The sequence below is a fragment of the Massilia genomosp. 1 genome, from assembly GCF_011682185.1.
In the GTDB taxonomy this organism is placed as follows: domain Bacteria; phylum Pseudomonadota; class Gammaproteobacteria; order Burkholderiales; family Burkholderiaceae_D; genus Telluria_A; species Telluria_A rubra.
Window position 1 is genome coordinate 24,940 of sequence record NZ_WHJF01000010.1, and the last position, 18,003, is coordinate 42,942.

Annotated in this window: 18 protein-coding genes, 1 tRNA gene and 1 pseudogene; 13 read left to right on the forward strand and 7 right to left on the reverse strand. The window is 66.2% G+C overall.

Translation table 11 applies throughout. From position 1 onward, the window contains the following. Nucleotides 1-12 precede the first annotated feature (12 nt). From F1735_RS05750 to F1735_RS05765, 4 genes are all read left to right on the forward strand, one after another. Entirely contained in the window at nt 13-2,001 is a 1,989-nt protein-coding gene (locus tag F1735_RS05750; RefSeq protein WP_373888478.1) for a sensor histidine kinase, read from the forward strand. Nucleotides 2,002-2,026: 25 nt separating this feature from the next. Beyond that, a complete protein-coding gene (locus F1735_RS05755; RefSeq protein ID WP_167236040.1) occupies nt 2,027-2,611 on the forward strand; it encodes a response regulator transcription factor in 585 nt (194 codons plus the stop codon). 119 nt (nt 2,612-2,730) lie between these two features. Next, the gene (locus F1735_RS05760; protein WP_167236041.1) at nt 2,731-3,198 is read left to right on the forward strand and encodes a DUF2061 domain-containing protein; all 468 of its coding nucleotides are present in this window, start codon (nt 2,731-2,733) and stop codon (nt 3,196-3,198) included. Nucleotides 3,199-3,231: 33 nt separating this feature from the next. Next, complete coding sequence (locus F1735_RS05765) at nt 3,232-3,606, forward strand: DUF3052 family protein (protein ID WP_167236042.1); 375 nt, start codon at nt 3,232-3,234, stop codon at nt 3,604-3,606. Between the two features lie 95 nt (nt 3,607-3,701). Here F1735_RS05765 and queG read toward each other — a convergent pair whose 3' ends face one another. Beyond that, the gene (queG, locus tag F1735_RS05770) at nt 3,702-4,799 is read right to left on the reverse strand and encodes a tRNA epoxyqueuosine(34) reductase QueG (RefSeq protein ID WP_167236043.1); all 1,098 of its coding nucleotides are present in this window, start codon (nt 4,797-4,799) and stop codon (nt 3,702-3,704) included. Between the two features lie 160 nt (nt 4,800-4,959). On the opposite strand from queG, the gene tsaE reads away from it, so the two are divergent. Genes tsaE through F1735_RS05785 form a run of 3 tightly spaced genes read left to right on the forward strand, consistent with a single transcriptional unit; the run spans nt 4,960 to nt 7,744 of the window. Continuing rightward, nucleotides 4,960-5,445, forward strand: coding sequence for a tRNA (adenosine(37)-N6)-threonylcarbamoyltransferase complex ATPase subunit type 1 TsaE (tsaE, locus tag F1735_RS05775; protein ID WP_167236044.1), 486 nt, complete (start codon nt 4,960-4,962; stop codon nt 5,443-5,445). Then, nucleotides 5,445-6,929, forward strand: coding sequence for an N-acetylmuramoyl-L-alanine amidase (locus F1735_RS05780; RefSeq protein ID WP_229505644.1), 1,485 nt, complete (start codon nt 5,445-5,447; stop codon nt 6,927-6,929). Before tsaE ends, F1735_RS05780 begins: the two co-directional genes overlap by 1 nt. Next, entirely contained in the window at nt 6,926-7,744 is an 819-nt protein-coding gene (locus F1735_RS05785) for a D-hexose-6-phosphate mutarotase (protein ID WP_229505645.1), read from the forward strand. The genes F1735_RS05780 and F1735_RS05785 overlap by 4 nt, the downstream gene beginning before the upstream one ends. A 4-nt stretch (nt 7,745-7,748) precedes the next feature. Here the strand turns inward: F1735_RS05785 and F1735_RS05790 are convergent, their stop codons facing one another. Then, nucleotides 7,749-8,810, reverse strand: a complete 1,062-nt coding sequence (locus F1735_RS05790) for a carbonic anhydrase (protein WP_167236046.1) — start codon at nt 8,808-8,810, stop codon at nt 7,749-7,751. Between the two features lie 109 nt (nt 8,811-8,919). After that, a complete protein-coding gene (locus F1735_RS05795) occupies nt 8,920-9,564 on the reverse strand; it encodes a VTT domain-containing protein (RefSeq protein ID WP_167236047.1) in 645 nt (214 codons plus the stop codon). Between the two features lie 184 nt (nt 9,565-9,748). Between F1735_RS05795 and F1735_RS05800 the strand changes: the two genes are divergently transcribed. The 5 genes from F1735_RS05800 to F1735_RS05820 all read left to right on the forward strand — a co-directional run bounded on the left by F1735_RS05800 (nt 9,749) and on the right by F1735_RS05820 (nt 15,132). Continuing rightward, on the forward strand, nt 9,749-10,681 hold the full coding sequence (locus F1735_RS05800; protein ID WP_167236048.1) for a peptidylprolyl isomerase: 933 nt from the start codon (nt 9,749-9,751) through the stop codon (nt 10,679-10,681). 270 nt (nt 10,682-10,951) lie between these two features. Continuing rightward, nucleotides 10,952-12,820 carry a DNA mismatch repair endonuclease MutL gene (gene mutL / locus F1735_RS05805; protein WP_167236049.1) on the forward strand — a complete coding sequence of 623 codons (1,869 nt, stop codon included), beginning with the start codon at nt 10,952-10,954 and terminating at the stop codon, nt 12,818-12,820. Then, nucleotides 12,817-14,043, forward strand: coding sequence for a multidrug effflux MFS transporter (locus F1735_RS05810; RefSeq protein ID WP_167236050.1), 1,227 nt, complete (start codon nt 12,817-12,819; stop codon nt 14,041-14,043). The genes mutL and F1735_RS05810 overlap by 4 nt, the downstream gene beginning before the upstream one ends. Nucleotides 14,044-14,059: 16 nt before the next feature. Beyond that, complete coding sequence (gene miaA, locus F1735_RS05815; protein ID WP_167236051.1) at nt 14,060-15,004, forward strand: tRNA (adenosine(37)-N6)-dimethylallyltransferase MiaA; 945 nt, start codon at nt 14,060-14,062, stop codon at nt 15,002-15,004. A 51-nt stretch (nt 15,005-15,055) separates the two neighbouring features. Further along, nucleotides 15,056-15,132 (forward strand) — tRNA-Met (locus tag F1735_RS05820). Nucleotides 15,133-15,217: 85 nt separating this feature from the next. On the opposite strand, the gene F1735_RS05825 is transcribed toward F1735_RS05820, so the two are convergent. Continuing rightward, nucleotides 15,218-15,430 (reverse strand): hypothetical protein, encoded by a 213-nt coding sequence (locus F1735_RS05825; protein ID WP_167236052.1) that lies wholly within the window; start codon nt 15,428-15,430, stop codon nt 15,218-15,220. Nucleotides 15,431-15,487: 57 nt separating this feature from the next. Further along, entirely contained in the window at nt 15,488-15,691 is a 204-nt protein-coding gene (locus tag F1735_RS05830; protein ID WP_187364164.1) for a hypothetical protein, read from the reverse strand. A 118-nt stretch (nt 15,692-15,809) separates the two neighbouring features. On the opposite strand from F1735_RS05830, the pseudogene F1735_RS05835 reads away from it, so the two are divergent. Continuing rightward, nucleotides 15,810-16,414 (forward strand): annotated as a pseudogene (locus tag F1735_RS05835) (substrate binding domain-containing protein). Between the two features lie 9 nt (nt 16,415-16,423). Here F1735_RS05835 and F1735_RS05840 read toward each other — a convergent pair. Both F1735_RS05840 and F1735_RS05845 read right to left on the reverse strand, forming a co-directional pair. Beyond that, nucleotides 16,424-16,756: a putative signal transducing protein gene (locus F1735_RS05840; RefSeq protein WP_167236053.1), complete on the reverse strand. Its 333-nt coding sequence runs from the start codon at nt 16,754-16,756 to the stop codon at nt 16,424-16,426. An 89-nt stretch (nt 16,757-16,845) separates the two neighbouring features. Next, nucleotides 16,846-17,997, reverse strand: coding sequence for a CaiB/BaiF CoA transferase family protein (locus F1735_RS05845; protein ID WP_167236054.1), 1,152 nt, complete (start codon nt 17,995-17,997; stop codon nt 16,846-16,848). Nucleotides 17,998-18,003 lie beyond the last annotated feature (6 nt).

Genomic DNA, 18,003 nt, shown 5'->3' on the forward strand with positions numbered 1-18,003 from the left:
CAAGGTGCGATGATGAATCCAACTGCGCGGCCCGCAAGGCCTCCCTTTGTACTTGGCGGCCCCTGGCGCTGGCTGTTGCCGCTACTGTTGGTACTGTTGTTTTTAGCGGTACTGTTCTGGCTGCCGTGGCAGGCGCGCCAGATGGAAACCACCGAACGTCAGGAACAATTGATTGCCGACACACTGTGGGTCGAGCAAACCATCCGTTTCGAGCTGACCCGCAACGAAGAAGCGCTGGCCGCGCTCGGCGCCGAACTGGCCGAGGGCAAGCTGGCCGCCCCCGCGCTGCAGGCGCGCCTGGCCCAGATGCTCAAGCTCAGCCACGAGCTCGAGCAGGTGCGCTGGTTCGACCCCGGCCTGCGCCTGCAAGCGGCCAGCGCCGCGCCCGGGGCGCCGGCCCTGCGCGCGCCGGCCCGGGACGCCGCCGAGATGGCGCGCGCCGGGCGCCTCGGGCGCTACGCCGAACCGACCGCCGGCGCCCTGCCCGGCCAGCACCTGCTCGACTACCACCTGCCGCTGTTTCGCGACGGCACCTACGTGGGCAGCCTGGTGGCCACGGTCGACCTGAAAATCCTGCTCGACGAAACCGTACCCTGGTGGTTCGCGCAGGATAACGCCATTTCCCTGGTCGACCGCGACGACGGCGTGCTGGCCAAGCGCGCCGCCGCCGGTCCCGGGCGCGGCGTGTACACCCACAAACGCGCGCTCGACCTGGCCGGCGCCACGCTCATGCTGGCCACCGACAGCGTCAAGAGCGAACCGCGCCTGCTGCCCAATCTGCTGGTCGGCTCGGTGGTGCTGCTGGCGCTGGGCCTGCTGGCCAGCCTGATGGCGCTGTGGCGCCACATCGCGCGCCGCCTGGCGGCCGAAGGCGCGCTGCGCCAGCAGATGGCGTTTCGCACCGCCATGGAAAATTCGCTGGTCACCGGCCTGCGCGCGCGCGACCTGGAAGGAAGGGTCACCTACGTCAACCCGGCGTTTTGCAAGATGGTCGGCTATCCCGCCGAGGAATTGCTGGGCAAGACCCCGCCCATGCCCTACTGGGCGCCGGAAGCGATGGCGGTCTACCAGCAGCGCTTCGCCGCCGTGCTGGCGGGCCAGGCGAGCGAGCAGTTCGAAACCATCTTCCAGCGCAGCGACGGCGTGCGCGTGCCGGTGCTCATCTTCGAAGCGCCGCTGGTGGACAGCGAGGCGCGCCAGACCGGCTGGATGAGTTCGATTCTCGACATTTCGGACCTGAAAAGAGTCGAAGAACTCAATCGCCAGCAGCAGGAAAAGTTGCAGGCCAGCGCGCGCCTGGCCACCATGGGCGAGATTTCCTCGATGCTGGCGCACGAGCTGAACCAGCCGCTGGCGGCCATCGCCAGCTACACCACCGGCGCCCTGAACGTGCTGGGACGGGCCAGCGCCCAGGGACAAAGCGTCGACGCCAGCCTGTTGCAGCCGGCCCTGGAACAGGCCAGCCTGCAAGCCCAGCGCGCCGGCCAGATCATCCGCAGCGTCCACGCGTTCGTCAAAAAGCGCGAACCGCAGCGCCAGCAGGTTGGCATGCATGCCCTGGTCGACGGCATCTACGCCCTGATCGAACTGCAGGCGCGCAAATTCTATGTGATGGTCGAGACCAGCATCGCGCCCGACCTGCCGTGCGTGAGCGCCGACCGCATGATGCTCGAGCAAGTCTTGCTGAACCTGACGCGCAACGGCATCGAAGCCATGCAAGACATCGCCCCCGGCCGGCGCCTGCTGCGCATCGCCGCCAGTTGCGAGCACGGCCAGGTGTGCGTGGCCGTGATCGACCAGGGCCACGGGATTGCGCCGGACGTGGCCGCACGCCTGTTTTCGCCCTTCTTCTCGACCAAGGCCGAAGGCATGGGGATGGGCTTGTCGGTGTGCCGCAGCGCCGTCGAATTCCACGGCGGCAGCCTGAGACACGCCGCCAATCCGGGCGGCGGCACCATCTTCAGCTTCAGCTTGCCGGCGCAAGCGGCCCCGCTGGGGTAGACTACGCGAAAAACCGGAGACTCCCATGTTGCATATCGTCGATGACGAGGACGTTCTGCGCGACTCGCTCGTCTGGCTGGCGCGCTCGCGCGGTATCGAAGCCTGCGGGCACGCCAGCGCCCAACTTTTTCTTGATCAAGCCGCGGCCCGCTTCGACGCCCAGGGCGACTGCCTGCTGCTCGACGTGCGCATGCCCGACCTCAACGGCGTGGCCGTGTTCGACCAGCTGATCGCGCGCGGCCTGACCGCGCGCCTGCCCGTCATCTTCCTGACCGGCCACGGCGACGTGCCGATGGCGGTCGACAGCCTCAAGCGCGGCGCCTTCGATTTCTTCGAAAAACCGTTCGACGGCAACCGCCTGATGGACCGGGTGGAACAAGCACTGGCCCTGTCGCGCCAGGCCGGCGCCGGCGCGCTGGTGCAGGCGCGCCTGGCCAGCCTGTCGGCGCGCGAACGCGAAGTGCTCGACCTGATCCTGGCCGGCAAGATGAACAAGGTCGTCGCCGACCAGCTCGGCATCAGCATGCGCACGGTGGAAGTACACCGCGCCCACATCTTCGACAAAATGCAGGTCAAGACCGCAGTGGAGCTGGCCGGCTTGCTGAAATAGCCGGGCAGGACGCACTGGCATAGCCCCACGCTATCGGCCCGAGTGGCACAATCAACTGTTGTTTCTAAATGCTAACGATTATCATTTACTGATCGAGCACGCATTCGAAGGACAGCAGCATGGTCAGGGCCGCCGCACAAACCACCAGCAGGATCGCCACCCACATGGTCATCGCCTTCGCGCTGACCTGGCTGATGAGCGGCTCGCTCGCGCTGGGCGGCCTGGCCGCCGTGATCGAGCCGATCCTCAACGTGGCCTTGCTGCCGGCGCACGAGAAAGCCTGGCACGCCCTGGGCAAGCTGGCGCGCACGGCGCGCGGGCGGATGCTGGCGCTGGGCCTGGAAAAGCTCAGCCAGACCGGCTTGCACATTGCGGTGGCGTTCGGCGTGATGGCCTGGGCCAGCGGCTCGCTCGCCTTTGGCGGCCTGGCCGCGCTGATCGAACCGGTGCTCAACGTCATCGTCCTGCCCTTGCACGACCGCCTGTGGGACCGCTTCGGCAAAGGTGTCCGCAGAGAAATCGAACAAAATAATCAAAATGAAAATGAACGCAATGGTGCGTACCCCGGTCAAACACTGGTAGCATAATTTCGCTTCCTAATGCAATCTGGGTACGATCCGATGAGTGAAAAGACGATAGCCGACAAGATGTACCTGAAGACTGCCAGGTCGCTGGCGGTGTTCAATGGCGCGGTCCATCCGGCCATGCTGGAACAATTGCCGAAGAGCTTGATCAACGAGGAAGAAGGGCCGGCCGACGTGGTGCTGGTCTTCGCGCTGAACCAGGCTGAACTTGAAAAATGGTTCCCCGCCGCCTTGCGCCGGCTGGGCGAGAAGGGGTCCTTATGGGTGGCTTACCTCAAGCCGAGCGCGCCCAAGGCCACCGACCTCACGCGCGACAGCATTTTTGCGTGGGCCAAGGAACGCGGGGTGACGGGCGTGGCGATGGCGTCGATGGACAGCGACTGGTCGGCGGTGAGGTTGAAGCGCTTGTAACACAGCAGAATTCATCAAGGTTATATCGCTACATTCCAAACCGTCCTTCCTGGCAGCGCCAGGAATAACTTCCCGCTCAGGCGGGAACGACGGGGCTATTGAGCATGCCGCCCCAGCGCCCACGCCACATGCTCGCGCACCATCGGCGAGGCGTGGTCCGCGCGCGCCCGCAAGGCCGCCACGATGGCGGCGTCGCCCTTGCTCCCCTCGGCCGCATTACCCAGGCCCACCGCCAGGTTGCGCAGCCAGCGCTCGTGCCCGATGCGCCGGATCGGACTGCCCTCCAGCCGGCGCCCGAACTCTTCCTCGCTCCAGGCGAACAAACTGACCATATCGGCACTGCCGAGTGCATTGCGTTCATCAAAATCGGGCACCACCGCCTTTTGCGCGAACTTATTCCACGGGCACGCGGTCTGACAATCATCGCAGCCATACACCCGGTTGCCGATCAGCGCTCGCAGCTCTTCCGGGATGCTGTTTTTTAACTCAATGGTCAGGTAAGAAATGCAGCGGCGCGCATCGAGCCGCCCGGGCGCCAGAATCGCCTGGGTCGGGCAGGCGGTCATGCACGCACTGCACTGGCCGCAGTGGGCGCTGGCCGGCGCATCGACCGGCAGCGCCACGTCCACCAGGATTTCGCCAATGAAAAACATCGACCCCGCATCGCGATTCAGGATCAAGGTGTGCTTGCCGCGCCAGCCGATGCCGGCTTTTTCGGCCAGCGGCAGCTCCATCACCGGCGCCGAATCGGTAAACACCCGAAAACCGAGCTGCCCGGTCTCGCGCTCGATGCGCTCGGCCAGTTGCTGCAAGCGGCTGCGCAAGACCTTATGGTAATCGCGGCCGCGCGCATAGATCGAAATGACGGCCGCGCCCGGGTCGCGCAGGCGCGCCGCCTCGCGCTCGCGCCAGTCGTCCGGCGTGGCGGGCGGCAGATAATCCATGCGCGCACTGATGACCCGCACCGTGCCCGGCACCAGTTCGGCCGGACGGGCGCGCTTCATGCCGTGGCTGGCCATGTAATCCATCTCGCCATGGCGGCCGGCGTCGAGCCAGGCTTGCAAGCCCGCTTCGGCCTGCGACAGGTCGGCGTCGCTGATGCGCACCTCGCCAAAGCCGAGCTCGCGGCCCCAGAGCTTGATGGACTGCGCCAAAGCGGACAGATCGGGTTCGGATAGTAATACCGTTGACATAAGCCGTGCGAAAGGCCGCTAACCTTAAAACCGTCTTTCCCGCGCCAAGGCGGGGAAGACGGCGATAAGGGTAGCGACAACAGGTTCGGAGTAGGAAGAAAGCATGCTGGGCGGGAGTACAATCGAAGACTGGCAAACATCACAGAGTACATTCTATTCCATGCAGCACTACAAAGCCCACCTCCATGACGAAGCCGGCACCAACGCACTGGGCGCCGCACTGGCGCGCGCGCTGCTGCCGGGGCTGTCCATCCACCTGCATGGCGACCTCGGCGCCGGCAAGACCGCCCTCACCCGCGCGCTGCTGCACGCGGCCGGCCACGCCGGCAGCGTCAAGAGCCCGACCTACACCTTGTCCGAGCCCTACCGCATCGAACTGGCCGGGCGCGCCGTACACGTCATCCATTTCGACCTGTACCGCATGGCCAGCGCGGAAGAATTCCTGGACGCCGGTTTTCGCGAAGAATTTAACGGTGACAACATTTGCATCGTCGAATGGCCCGAAAAAGCCGATCCGGTGCTGCCGCCCCCCGACCTGCGTGTATTCCTTCACGTTGCCGGGCTCGGCCGTGATGTAGAATTGCAAGCGTTGTCTGACCTGGGTTTGCTATGCCTCAACCGCCTTACATTCGCACCAAACCTTTGATGCCGGGAGCAGTAAGCCGGCGCACCATCCTGAAAGCTGGCGGCACCCTGCTGCTTTCCGTCTTTCCCGTGCTGCCCGCCGCCGCCGCGCAAATTCTCGCGGTGCGGGTCTGGCCGGCCGCCGATTACACCCGCGTCACGCTCGAAAACGACAGCGACCTCAAAGTCACGCACTTCACCGTGCCCGACCCGCAGCGCCTCGTGGTCGACATCGAAGGACTCGAACTCAATCCGACCCTGAAAAGCCTGGTGGCCAAGATCCAGTCGGGCGACCCGTACATCAAGCAGGTGCGCGTGGGCCAGAACCGGCCCAAGGTGGTGCGCCTGGTATTCGACCTGAAAGAAGAAATCAAGCCGCAGGTGTTTACGCTCGCACCGGTGGGCAACTACAAGCACCGCCTGATTTTCGACCTGTATCCGGTCAAGGCGGTCGACCCGATCGCGGCGATGATCGAAAAAGGCGAGTGGTCGCGCGCCGATGCGCCGCCCGGCAACCCTGAACTGCCCACGCCCGCGCCCAAGCCGCCGCTTACTGCGACGCCCCCGCCTGCCGCCACGCCGGCGCTGCCGGCGGTGGTCACGCCGCCGGTGGTGGTGGTGGTGCCGCCGGCGCAGCAGCCGGCGCCGTTGCCGCCGGCCGGCCCGGTACTGGCCCAGCCGGCCGCGCCGGCGCCCAAGCCCGAACTTCCCGAGCCGGCCCCGATCCGTCCCGACCCGCCGCGCGTGGCCGCGCAAAAGGCTGAGAAAGACAAGAACGACAAAGGCGGCAAGGTGGTGCGCATGATGACCATCGCGCTCGACCCCGGCCACGGCGGCGAAGACCCGGGCGCGATCGGCGCCTCGGGCACGCGCGAAAAAGACATCGTGCTGGCCATCGCCAAGCGGCTCAAGTTCAAGCTGGAAGAGCAGCCCAACATGCGCGTCATGCTCACCCGCGACGGCGACTACTTCGTGCCGCTCGGCGTGCGCGTCGACAAAGCGCGCAAGGTGCAGGCCGACCTGTTCGTCTCTATCCACGCCGACGCCTTCATGCTGCCGACCGCGCGCGGCTCGTCGGTATTCGTGCTGTCCGAAAAAGGCGCCACCTCGACCGCCGCGCGCTGGCTCGCCAACAAGGAAAACCTGGCCGACGCCATCGGCGGCGTGAACATCCAGAGCCACGACAAGCAGATCGCCAGCGTGCTGCTGGACCTGTCGACGACGGCCCAGATCAACGACTCCATGAAGCTCGGCAAAGCGGTGCTTGGCGAAATCAGCGGCATCGCCAAGCTGCACAAAGGCTCGGTCGAACAGGCCGGCTTCGCGGTGCTCAAGGCGCCCGACATCCCGTCGATCCTGATCGAGACGGCCTTCATCTCGAATCCCGAAGAAGAAGCCAAGCTGCGCGACAACGGCTACCAGGACCAGATCGCGGCCGCCATCACCAAGGGCATCAAGCGCTATTTCGCGGCCAATCCGCCGCTGGCCAAGGGCCGCCAGACATGAGCGAGACGATGAACACCACGATGAACAACACTGTCGAGATGCTCGACTACGGCCAGTTGCCGGCGGTGCGCATCCGCGGCGCCGACGGCGCCCAGGCCACCGTCACCTTGTACGGCGCGCACCTGGTGTCGTGGCAGGGCGCCGATGGCGCCGAACGCCTGTTCTGCAGCGCCGCATCCAGTCTTGACGGCAGCCGCGCGATTCGCGGCGGCGTGCCGCTGATCTTCCCCCAGTTCGCCGAACGCGGCGCCGGCATGCGCCACGGCTTTGCGCGCGTGGCCACCTGGCGCTTGCAAGAGAGCGGCGCGGGCTTTGCCGTCTTCGCGCTGGCGCAGGGCGACCTGGCGCCCGCGCTGGCGCAAGCGTGGCCGCACGGCTTCGCCTTGACCTTGCGGGTGGAAGTACACGGCGGCGTGCTGGCACTGGCGTTCGAGGTGCGCAACACGGGCGCCGATGCGTTTGCGTTTTCGGCCGCGCTGCACACTTACTTTGCGGTCGGCGTGCTGGCGCGCGTGCGCATCGGCGGCGTGCAGGAAGGCGACCTGCTCATCGACGACAAGGTCGACCGCATCTACCAGGGCATCGAAGGCGGCATGCTGCTGTCCGACGGCCAGTCCACCCTGCGCCTTGCGCAAAGCGGCTTCACCGACGCGGTAGTGTGGAACCCCGGAGCGCTCGACGCGGCCGCGCTGGGCGACATGCTCGACGCCGAGTACCAGCGCTTCGTGTGCATCGAACCGGCCCTGATCGCACCACTGACCCTGGCCCCGGGCGCGGCCTGGCGCGGCACGCACACGGTCAGCATCGACGTATAAGCACTTAGTTCGATTCCTTGATCATGCGTCCCGAGCTGGCCTGGATCGGCCGGGCGTTGAGCGGATACATGCGCGAAAACAGCGCCATCTGGGCCGGCGAGGCCTGCATCGGCTGCTTCATCACGAGCCACAGCACGCCCTCGTTGCAGGGCGGCGTGGTGAGCGAGCCCATGAACGTGAAGTAATCGCGGCGCTGCGGCAGCATCTCGGCCACGTCCAGCACCACATTCGGATTGACCACGTCGAGCTTTTCGAGCGGCAGGTTGTTCCACACCGTCTGGATCATACTGTTTCCCTTGCCGCGTTCGAGCAGCACCGCCAGCACCGCCAGCTTGCCCTCCGGGTCTTTATGCACCATGTGCACCACCATCTCGAAACCCTTGCCGTTGACGCGTTCCTCGGACGGGCGATGGAAGTGAAATTGCAGCAGTTCGTACGAGCGGTTCTGCACCGTGATGAAGTTGCCCCCGCCGACCGTCACCTGCACCGTGTGGCCGTTATCGACCACGCTAAAGCCGGTCGGCTTGTAATCGAAGGTGATCTGTTCGAGGTCGACCTTCATGCCATCGCGCAGGTCGATCGGCGACTGGCGCGTGCCGGTATCGCACTTGCTCCAGGCCGCGTTGATTTTGCCCCAGTTGGCCGGGCCGGTCTCGCCCTCGTACGACCAGTGGTCGCTATGGAAGGGACGCGCCGGCGCCGGCTGGGTGATCGCGCCGACCGCTTCGCGGCGTGTCACCGACACTTTTTTCGCCTTGGCGGCGGCGGCCAGGCGGGCTGCCTGGTTGGCGCGCATGAGGGCCAGGCGCGCCGCGATCTTGGCCGACAGCTCGGCTTCGGCGTCCGCTTCGCTCAGGGCCTGGGCGGCGGCGGCCTTGGCCGACGGCGGCGCCGGCTTGGGCGTCTCGAGCGCCGCCAGCTTGACCGGCTCGGCCTTGGACGCGCCGGGCTTGGCGGCAGCGGCGGCAGGGACGGCAGCGGCCGGTTTGGCGGCGGCGTGAGGATCGTTGGCGCTTGCCGTCGAGATGGCCAGCGTGCAAGCGAAGAGGGCGATCAAGTTGCGCATGATGTTCCAGAAAGTAAGAAATACAGTCTGGTTATCGGCGGGTAGGTGCGGAAACTTGAGTCCGCAAAGCAACATCGGCGCGAAAATGTCGCGCCGATGGGGGAAGTGCTTAACGGCTGAGCATCTTTCGACTGACTTTGTACACGCCGCCGAGCAGCAGCGGGATGATGGCCGCGCCCACGCCGAGCAGCACGATCAGGGTCAGGTTGTCGCGCACGATAGGCATGTTGCCAAAGAAAAAGCCCGCCGTGACCAGGGTGACCACCCACAGCAGCGCGCCGGTGATGTTATAGAGCTGGAAACGGGTATGGGTCATGTCCGACACGCCCGCCACGAACGGAGCGAAGGTGCGCACGACCGGCACGAAACGGGCCAGGATGATGGTCTTGCCGCCGTGCTTTTCAAAGAAATCGTGGGTGCGGTGCAAGGCATCCTTGTTGAGCCAGCGGTAATTATGGGTAAATACGCGCTGCCCGATGGCTTCGCCGATCCAGTAATTGAGTGTGTTGCCGGTGACTGCGGCGGTGACCAGCAAGGCGGTCAAGATCCAGGGATCGAGCTGGCCGGTGGCGCAGGCTGCGCCCGCAATGAATAAGAGAGTATCGCCAGGAAAGAAGAACAACACCACCAGGCCGGTCTCGCAGAACACGATGGCAAACAGGACGGCGTACACGTAGACACCATATTGGGCCAGCAACACCCCCAGCGTCTTATCGACATGCAGAATCATGTCGAAGAATTGCATCAGATCCATAAATATCCTAAAAGGTAGCGCCGCATAATAACATCACTCGGAGTCAAAATTTGTATCCGCCACAGGGGGTCCCGCAAGAAAATTGCGCCGCATCGGAAGTTCCCTGACCAGCTATCTTGCGGTTTACAATTGTGTCGAGCGGCGCAGCGGACGCCATGCGAGCCAACCGACCTGGAGACAACAGATGGATGTACAACACCGAATAAACAAGGCCGGCATCGCGGCGGCCGTGCTGGCCGGCGGCCTGGCGCTGCCCGCGCACGGCGCCGCAGTAGCCAGGGAACTGCCATCGAAGAGCACGGTGGCCGACGTGATCAAGGCATCGAAGGCATCGGACTGGCGCGCGCTCGATCCCGACAATACCCTATATATGGAGGTGCCGGGCGGACGGGTGGTCATCGAACTGGCGCCCACATTTGCTCCACAGCACGCCGTCAACATCAAAATGCTGGCCCGCGAGAACTATTTCGACGGCCTGGCGATCATCCGTTCGCAAGACAACTGGGTGGTGCAATGGGGCGACCCGGATGAAAAGCACCCGCGCCCGATAAAAACCGCCAAGGCCACCTTGCCCGCCGAATTCACGGTCCCGATGAAAAGCGACACCCGTTTCACGCGTCTGCCGGACCGCGACGGCTATGCGCGGCAAGTGGGGCACTCGAACGGCTTCCCGTCGGCGCGCGACCCGAAAAGCGGCCAGGCCTGGCTGGCCCACTGCTACGGCATGGTTGGGGTGGGGCGCGACAATGGCGCCGACAGTGGTGGCGGCTCCTCGCTGTACGTGGTGATCGGGCACGCCCCGCGCCACCTGGACCGCAACATCACGGTGGTGGGGCGGGTGGTTGCCGGCATGCCGCTGCTGTCGACGCTGCCGCGCGGCCCGGCGCCGATGGGTTTCTACGAAAAGAAAGAGCAGCACGTCCCGATCGCCTCGTTCAAGGTCGCGGCCGACGTGCCCGAGGCCGAGCGCAGCAAATGGGAAGTCATGCGCACCGACAGCGCCGCCTACAAAGCGGCGGTCGAAGCCCAGCGCAACCGCGGCGGCCCCTGGACCAAAGTGGCCGCCGGCCACGTCGACCTCTGCAACGCCCCCATCCCCGTGCGCGAACAACAATAACATCCACAGCGAGGCCAGCCCCCGCCCGCAACCTCCCACCGGGGTCAGAGCTTTTACTTGCAATTGTTTTGTTAAAGAATCGTTATCGGACCCGGTGCTGGTACATTGGCGCCACACTTCGCGACGCTCATTCTTCCATGTCGTCGAAATCAGGGCTGTTCACAGTATTGGGGTTCCGGGTTTTACAATGTTGCGAGTTAAAGCTCTGACCCCGGTGGGAAGTTGGGGGCGCGCTGCGGCATTCGCGGGCACTGGGGATATAATTCGCGCATGAACGCTCCTATTTCCGCGCACCGCCCGATCCAGGCCCTCCCCGACCAGCTGATTTCGCAAATTGCCGCCGGCGAGGTGGTCGAGCGACCGTCCGCCGTGGTCAAGGAGTTGCTCGAAAACGCGCTCGACGCCGGCGCCACCCAGATCACCGTGCGCCTGGAAGAAGGCGGCGTGAAACGCATCGCCATCACCGATAACGGCCGCGGCATCGCCCCCGACCAGCTACCGCTCGCCCTGGCCCGCCACGCCACCTCGAAAATCGCGTCCCTGACCGACCTGGAAAACGTGGCAACCCTCGGCTTTCGCGGCGAGGCGCTCGCCTCCATCGCGGCCGTGGCCGCCGTCTCGCTCACCTCGCGCACCGCCGACGCCCCGCACGCCTGGGAAATCGTCGGCTCCCATCTCGGCGCCGTCGCGCCAGCCTCCGGCGTACACGGCACCACGATCGATGTCCAGGACCTGTACTTCAATACGCCGGCCCGGCGTAAATTCCTCAAGTCGGAACAGACCGAATACGGCCATTGCGCGGAAGTGGTGCGCCGCATCGCGCTGGCGCGCCCGGACGTGGCGTTTTCGCTGTCGCACAACGGCCGCACCATCGATCACTGGAACGTGAGCGAGATGGCGCGCCGCAGCGCCCATATCCTCGGCAACGACTTCGCCGAGGCGCGCCTGGCCATCGACGAAAGCGCCGGCCCCTTGCGCGTGCATGGCTACGCCGGCCTGCCGACCGCTTCCAAGGCGCGCGCCGACGGCCAGTTTTTCTACGTGAACGGGCGCTATGTGCGCGACAAGCTGCTGGTACACGCGGTGCGCGCCGCCTACCAGGACGTGCTGCACGGCGACCGCTTCCCGTCCTACGTGCTGGCGCTCGACCTCGACCCGGCGCTGGTCGACGTCAACGTGCATCCGTCCAAAATCGAGGTGCGCTTTCGCGACAGCCGCGCGGTACACCAGTTTGTATTCCACGCGGTGCAGCGCGCGCTGGCCAAGACTTCGGCCACGGACCACGGCAACGCGCCGGCGCCGCAGATGGCGGCCGAGGTGGGCGGGGTGTCGTCATGGCGCCGCGAACATGAGCAAACCAGTTTCGGCGCCCAGCTCTCGGCCACCTATTCGCCATCGCCCTACCCGCCCGGCAGCCGCTACGACGGCCCCGGCGTGGCGCAGACCATGGACAGCTACGGCGCGCTGTTCGCCGCTTCGTCCAGCGCGGCCAGCGCTCCGGTCACGCCCTACACCGCGCCAACGCAGACGATGTCGAACGATGAATACCCGCTCGGCTTCGCCCTGGCCCAGCTGCACGGTATCTATATCCTGGCCCAGAACACCAAGGGCCTGGTACTGGTCGACATGCACGCCGCGCACGAACGGATTCTGTACGAGCAGCTGAAAAACGCGCTCGACGCGCAGGTCGGCGGCCAGGAGATGCAGGTCCAGGCCCTGCTGATCCCGGTCACTTTTTTCGCCGACGCGATCGAAGTGGGTACCGCCCAGGAAAACCGCGACACCTTGCAGGCGCTCGGCTTCGACATCGCGGCGCTCTCGCCCACCACGCTGGCGGTGCGCTCGGTGCCGGCCCTGCTCAAGAACGCCGACGCGCAAACGCTGGCGCGCGACGTGCTGCGCGACGTGCGCGAATTCGGCGGCTCGCGCGTGCTGATCGAGCGCCGCAACGAGCTCCTTGGGACCCTGGCCTGCCACACGGCGGTGCGCGCCAACCGCATCCTGAACCAGCCCGAAATGAACGCCCTGCTGCGCCAGATGGAAAGCACGGAACGCGCCGACCAGTGCAACCACGGGCGCCCGACCTGGGTGCAGCTCGATATCTCGTCGCTCGACAAGCTGTTCCTGCGCGGTCAATGACGATGCGCCAGCGCGATTCCATCGCTCCGCTGGCGCAGTACGCGCACGCGCCCATCCTGCTGCTGATCATCGGCTTCCTGATGCTGCAGCCTCTCTCGACCGACTTGTACCTGGCCTCGCTCCCGAGCCTGGCCAGCGGCTTCGGCGCGCCCGCCTCCACCGTGCAACTGACGCTGTCGATGTTCGTGATCGGTTTCGGCGGCGCGCAGCTGGTCGTCGGCCCGCTGTCGGACCGCTTCGGACGCCGCCCGGTGCTGATCTGGGGCTTGTCGCTCTACGTGGCCGCCAGCCTGCTGTGCGCGGCCGCGCCGGATATCACGCTGCTGATCGTGGCGCGCTTCCTGCAGGCGCTAGGCTGCTGCTCGGGCGTGATCATCGCCCGCGCGATCGTGCGCGATGCGTATGCGCCGGACGACAGCGCAAGGGTGATCGCGCGCGCCAGCTCCTGGCTCTCGCTGGCGCCGCTGAGCGGCCCGATTCTCGGCTCGTATCTTCAGGTAGCCTTCGGCTGGCGCGCCGCCTTCGTGGCGCTGTCGATCCTGTCGGCGCTGCTGCTGGCGGCGGTGGTGCTGCGCCTGCCGGAGACGAATGTCCATAAAAACCCCAAGGCGACCGCGCTGCGCGGCCTGCTGCGGAACTACCGGCTGGTGCTGGGCGCGCGCCAATTCTGGGCCCATGCGCTGCCCGGCGCGCTGTCGTACGGCGCCATCTTCGCCTTCATTTCCGGTTCCTCGCTGGTGCTGATCTGCGTGCTGGGCGTGCCGACCGCGTGGTTCGGCTACTGCTTCGCGCTCGGCGTGTCGGGCTACCTGACCGGCACCATCGTGTGCCGCCGCCTGTTGCCCTTGTTCGGCGCGGCCGTCACCCTGCGCATCGGCAGCACCGTGTCGCTGGCCGCCGGCGCCGTGTTCCTGGCCGCCGTCGGCGCCGGCCTGGCGCATTGGAGCGTGGTGGTGCTGGCCATGTTCATGACGATGGGCGCGCACGGCATCAATTTTCCGGTGTCGCAATCGGGTTCGGTCTCGCCCTTCCCGCAGCAGGCCGGCACCGCCGCCGGCTTGATGGGGGCTTTATATATGTGCGTCGCGTTCGCGGTCGGCAGCGTGGTCGGCGCGAGCTTCGACGGCACCCTGTATCCGCTGGCGCTGGTCTCGTGCGCCCTCGGCCTGGGCGTGTTCGCGTCGGTGCGCCTGACCGCCACGCCACTCACGGTCACGCAATGAAAGCAAGGATCACGCAATGAAACCAATGGCCGTTGCCATCATGGGCCCGACCGCGTCGGGCAAGACCGCCGCCGCGCTGGCGATTGCGCGCGCCATCCCCGCCGAAATCATCTCCGTCGATTCGGCGCTGGTGTACCGCGAGATGGATATCGGCACCGCCAAGCCGACACAAGAGGAACTGGCCAGCGCGCCGCATCACCTGATCGACATCATCGAGCCGACCGAATCGTATTCGGTGGCCCAGTTCCGCGACGATACGCTGCGCCTGGTGGCCGAGATCAACGGGCGCGGCAAACTGGCGCTGCTGGTCGGCGGGACCATGATGTACTTCAAGGGCCTGGCCGATGGCCTGGACGACCTGCCGGTGGCCGATCCTGCCCTGCGCGTGCGGTTCGACGCCGAAGCGGCCGTCATCGGCTGGCCCGGCATGCACGACAAGCTGCGCGCGCTCGATCCCGCAACGGCCGACAGGCTCGCGCCCAACGACGCCCAGCGCATCAACCGCGCGCTCGAAATCATCGCCCTCTCGGGCAAGCCGATGTCGGAGCTGCTGGCCAAACGCGAAAAAACCGCGCTGCCCTTCGATCTGCTGTCGTTCGGGCTGGAGCCATCGGACCGCAGCGTGCTGCACGCACGCATCGCGACCCGCTTCGACCAGATGCTGGGTACGCGCGACGATGCGGGCATCGTGGCCGAAGTGGCGGCCTTGCGCGCGCGCGGCGACCTGCATGCGGGCCTGCCGTCGATGCGCTGCGTGGGTTATCGCCAGGCATGGGATTATCTCGATGGCAAGATCGATCGCGCCGCCCTGCGCGAAACCGGCATCATCGCCACCCGCCAGCTGGCCAAGCGCCAGCTGACCTGGCTGCGTTCCATGCCGGAACGGGTGGTAATTGATTGTCTGAGTGACAACCCGGCCGGGCAGATGCTGGACTTGATGGTGGCCAGGCAGAAAAAATAATCGCACAGCCTTGACATGGAAAAATGAGATCTCTATAATCTTGGTCTGTCGGGTGATATAGCTCAGTTGGTTAGAGCACAGCATTCATAATGCTGGGGTCGGTGGTTCAAGTCCACCTATCACCACCACGAACACGGCAAACAGCGATTTGCCTTAAAGCCCCTGAGAATTCAAACGCTCAGGGGTTTTTTTACGTCGTGGCAGCGTGGCTTGCTAGGTAAAATTCATCGGCCTACCCTCGCTGCCGATAATCGCGCACACCCGCGCCAGGGCGGCGGAGTCGCCCACGAACACGTACAGCACCGGATCGGTGCCGTCGATGGGAATGCACAGCGCTTCGGTCTGGTTATGGTCGAGCACATTGAGCGCGGCCGCTTGCAGGTCGCGCATCAGCTTTTTGTTGCGTGCGTCAAAAAAATCGTTCATGGACAACTCCTTGGCAGGTGATCTCACCTCCTTGGACGTCGCCCGCCGCCATCTGGTTCAGTGCCGCACCGGCTTTTTCCCCATCAGCTGGCCCAGGTCGAGCGCCTTTGCCAGCGCGCGGTAGCCGGCGTCGCCCGGATGCAGATGGTCGCCCGAGTCGTAATCGGCCTGCATGCGCGACGGCCGCGCCGGGTCGCGCAGCACGGCATCGGCATCGAACACCGCATCGAACTGGCCGCTGCCCGCAATCGAGCGGTTCACGCACTGGCGCACGGCTTAGCGCGCCCGCCGCCTGCTGGACGAATACGAGGATGCGCTGGCCGATGTACGCGGCCACGCGCGCCAGGCAACCGGCCTGCTGCGCGTACACGCGCCGGTGGTGCTGGGCCAGTTTCACCTGAACGCGCTGGCGCAGGAATTTCTGGCGCTGCATCCGGACATCGGGATCGAGCTGGTTTTGAATGACCGCTTCGTCGACCTGGCCGGCGATGGCGTGGACGTGGCGGTGCGCCTGGGCGGTCCGCTGCGGTAGCACGCTCGATTGCGCTCTCACCGCGCTCGCTGGTGGCGGCGCCGGCCTACCTGGCGGCACATGCCCGCCTTGAGCGGCCGGACGACCTGGCGCGGCACGATTTCATTCGCTTTGCCTGGCTGGCGGACGGCGACGAAGTGACACTGCAACCCGGGGTGGAAGCGGTAACGGTGACGACGCGCGGGCGCTATCGGGTCAATAACGCGCTGGCCATTCGCGACAGCCTGCTGGCAGGCGCCGGAATCGGCCTGTGTCCGCACTGGCTGGTGCATGACATGCTGCAAGCGGGCCGGCTGGTGCGCGTGCTGCCCGCGTGGAGCGGCACGCCGCAGCAGGTGGCGCTGGTGTATCCGTCGCGCCGCTACCAGCCGGCGCGCGCGCGCCTGTTCATGGACTTCCTGGCGGCGCGCATCGGCGCCCTGCCGGGATGGACCTCGACCATCGACGGGTAGGGCGCGTGCTTACTCGGGCTGGCCCACATCGGCATCGTCGCTCAAGGCAAAGTCGCCGTGCTCGCGCGCGGCCAGCAGTTGCCGCGCCTGTTCCAGGTATTCTTCGGGCGCCAGCACGCGCACCCCGCCCATCGCCGGCAGCAGGAACTGGTCGGCCTGGGCGTGATTGACATCGGCCACCACCGCTGGAATGCCGGAAGCGACCAGGAAGCTGCGCGCCAGGTGCGCCTCGGTCGGCGTGAAGAACTTGGCGACGATGAACAGGTCGCGCCCCGGAATCGCCTCGGCTTCGGCCGTGCCGTCGTCCGGGAAGGACTCAGGGCCGCTCAGGGTATCTTGCATAGTGCCTCCGCATGGTGTTTGACTGTGACGATCTTACTCCTGATCGGCCCAAGCGCTGGTTAATCGGGCCACACATGCGCAACATCGGCCTAAATCACTCCGTGCGCCGCGAGGCCGGCAATCGCATCATCATCCCAGCCCCAGTCTTTCAGCACCGCCGCGCTATGTTGGCCGGGCCAGGCCGGCGCGCCGCTCAGTTCCGGCACGGTGCGCGAAAAGCGCGGCGCCGGCGCCGGCTGCATCACGCCGTCGACCTCCACGAAGGTGGCGCGCGCGGCGTTGTGCGCGTGACGCGGCGCTTCGTCCAGGTCGAGCACGGGCGCAAAGCAGGCGTCGGTCCCTTCCAGCAGCGCGCACCACTCATCGCGCGTGCGCCGCGCAAACAAGGCCGCCAGTTTGTCACTCAGCTCAGGCCAGCCGGCCGGCTCCATCTGGGCGTCGAAGGCCGGGTCTTCGGCCCCGGTGAGCTTGCGCAGCAGCGCGTAGAACTGCGGTTCGATCGCGCCCACCGAGACAAATTTGCCGTCGGCGCAGGCATAGGTGTCGTAGAAATGGGCGCCGCCGTCGAGCAGGTTCGCTTCGCGCCCGCCGCTCCAGCCGCCCTGCGCGCGCAAGCCGTACATCATGGCGCCCAGGAGCGCCGCGCCATCGGTCATGGCGGCGTCGATCACCTGGCCCTTGCCCGAGCCGCGCGCCTCCAGCAGCGCGCAGACGACGCCGAAGGCGAGCATCATCGCTCCCCCGCCAAAGTCGCCCACCAGGTTCAGGGGCGGCGCCGGCGGCGCAGCGGCGCGGCCCATCGCGTGCAGCATGCCGGTGAGCGCGATGTAGTTGATGTCGTGCCCCGCCGCCTGCGCCAGCGGCCCGCTCTGGCCCCAGCCGGTCACGCGCCCGTACACCAGCGCGGCGTTACGCGCCAGGCACGCGTCCGGCCCGAGCCCGAGCCGCTCCATCACGCCGGGGCGAAAGCCTTCGAGCACCGCGTCGGCTTGGGCGATCAGGTCCAGCGCAACCGCTTGCGCGGCCGTCTGCTTGAGGTCCAGCGCCAGCGAGCGCCTTCCGCGCGCCAGCACGTCGTATTTCGTTCCCAGCATGGGAAACGGCGTGGCCGCGCCGGGCGCGCTCTTGCGCTCGATGCGGATCACTTGCGCGCCCATGTCGGCCAACATCATGGCGGCGAACGGACACGGTCCGAGGCCGGCCATTTCGATCACCTTGATTCCTGCCAGCGGTCCTGCCATGCGCTT

Coding starts and splice junctions, on each gene's coding strand:
- tsaE (WP_167236044.1), top strand. CDS start 4,960: ATGCAGCACTACAAAGCCCACCTCCATGACGAAGCCGGCACCAACGCA.
- queG (WP_167236043.1), bottom strand. CDS start 4,799: ATGTCAACGGTATTACTATCCGAACCCGATCTGTCCGCTTTGGCGCAG.
- F1735_RS05810 (WP_167236050.1), top strand. CDS start 12,817: ATGACGATGCGCCAGCGCGATTCCATCGCTCCGCTGGCGCAGTACGCG.
- F1735_RS05755 (WP_167236040.1), top strand. CDS start 2,027: ATGTTGCATATCGTCGATGACGAGGACGTTCTGCGCGACTCGCTCGTC.
- miaA (WP_167236051.1), top strand. CDS start 14,060: ATGAAACCAATGGCCGTTGCCATCATGGGCCCGACCGCGTCGGGCAAG.
- F1735_RS05795 (WP_167236047.1), bottom strand. CDS start 9,564: ATGGATCTGATGCAATTCTTCGACATGATTCTGCATGTCGATAAGACG.
- F1735_RS05765 (WP_167236042.1), top strand. CDS start 3,232: ATGAGTGAAAAGACGATAGCCGACAAGATGTACCTGAAGACTGCCAGG.
- F1735_RS05825 (WP_167236052.1), bottom strand. CDS start 15,430: ATGAACGATTTTTTTGACGCACGCAACAAAAAGCTGATGCGCGACCTG.
- mutL (WP_167236049.1), top strand. CDS start 10,952: ATGAACGCTCCTATTTCCGCGCACCGCCCGATCCAGGCCCTCCCCGAC.
- F1735_RS05750 (WP_373888478.1), top strand. CDS start 13: ATGAATCCAACTGCGCGGCCCGCAAGGCCTCCCTTTGTACTTGGCGGC.
- F1735_RS05790 (WP_167236046.1), bottom strand. CDS start 8,810: ATGCGCAACTTGATCGCCCTCTTCGCTTGCACGCTGGCCATCTCGACG.
- F1735_RS05780 (WP_229505644.1), top strand. CDS start 5,445: ATGCCGGGAGCAGTAAGCCGGCGCACCATCCTGAAAGCTGGCGGCACC.
- F1735_RS05760 (WP_167236041.1), top strand. CDS start 2,731: ATGGTCAGGGCCGCCGCACAAACCACCAGCAGGATCGCCACCCACATG.
- F1735_RS05800 (WP_167236048.1), top strand. CDS start 9,749: ATGGATGTACAACACCGAATAAACAAGGCCGGCATCGCGGCGGCCGTG.
- F1735_RS05845 (WP_167236054.1), bottom strand. CDS start 17,997: ATGGCAGGACCGCTGGCAGGAATCAAGGTGATCGAAATGGCCGGCCTC.
- F1735_RS05785 (WP_229505645.1), top strand. CDS start 6,926: ATGAGCGAGACGATGAACACCACGATGAACAACACTGTCGAGATGCTC.
- F1735_RS05840 (WP_167236053.1), bottom strand. CDS start 16,756: ATGCAAGATACCCTGAGCGGCCCTGAGTCCTTCCCGGACGACGGCACG.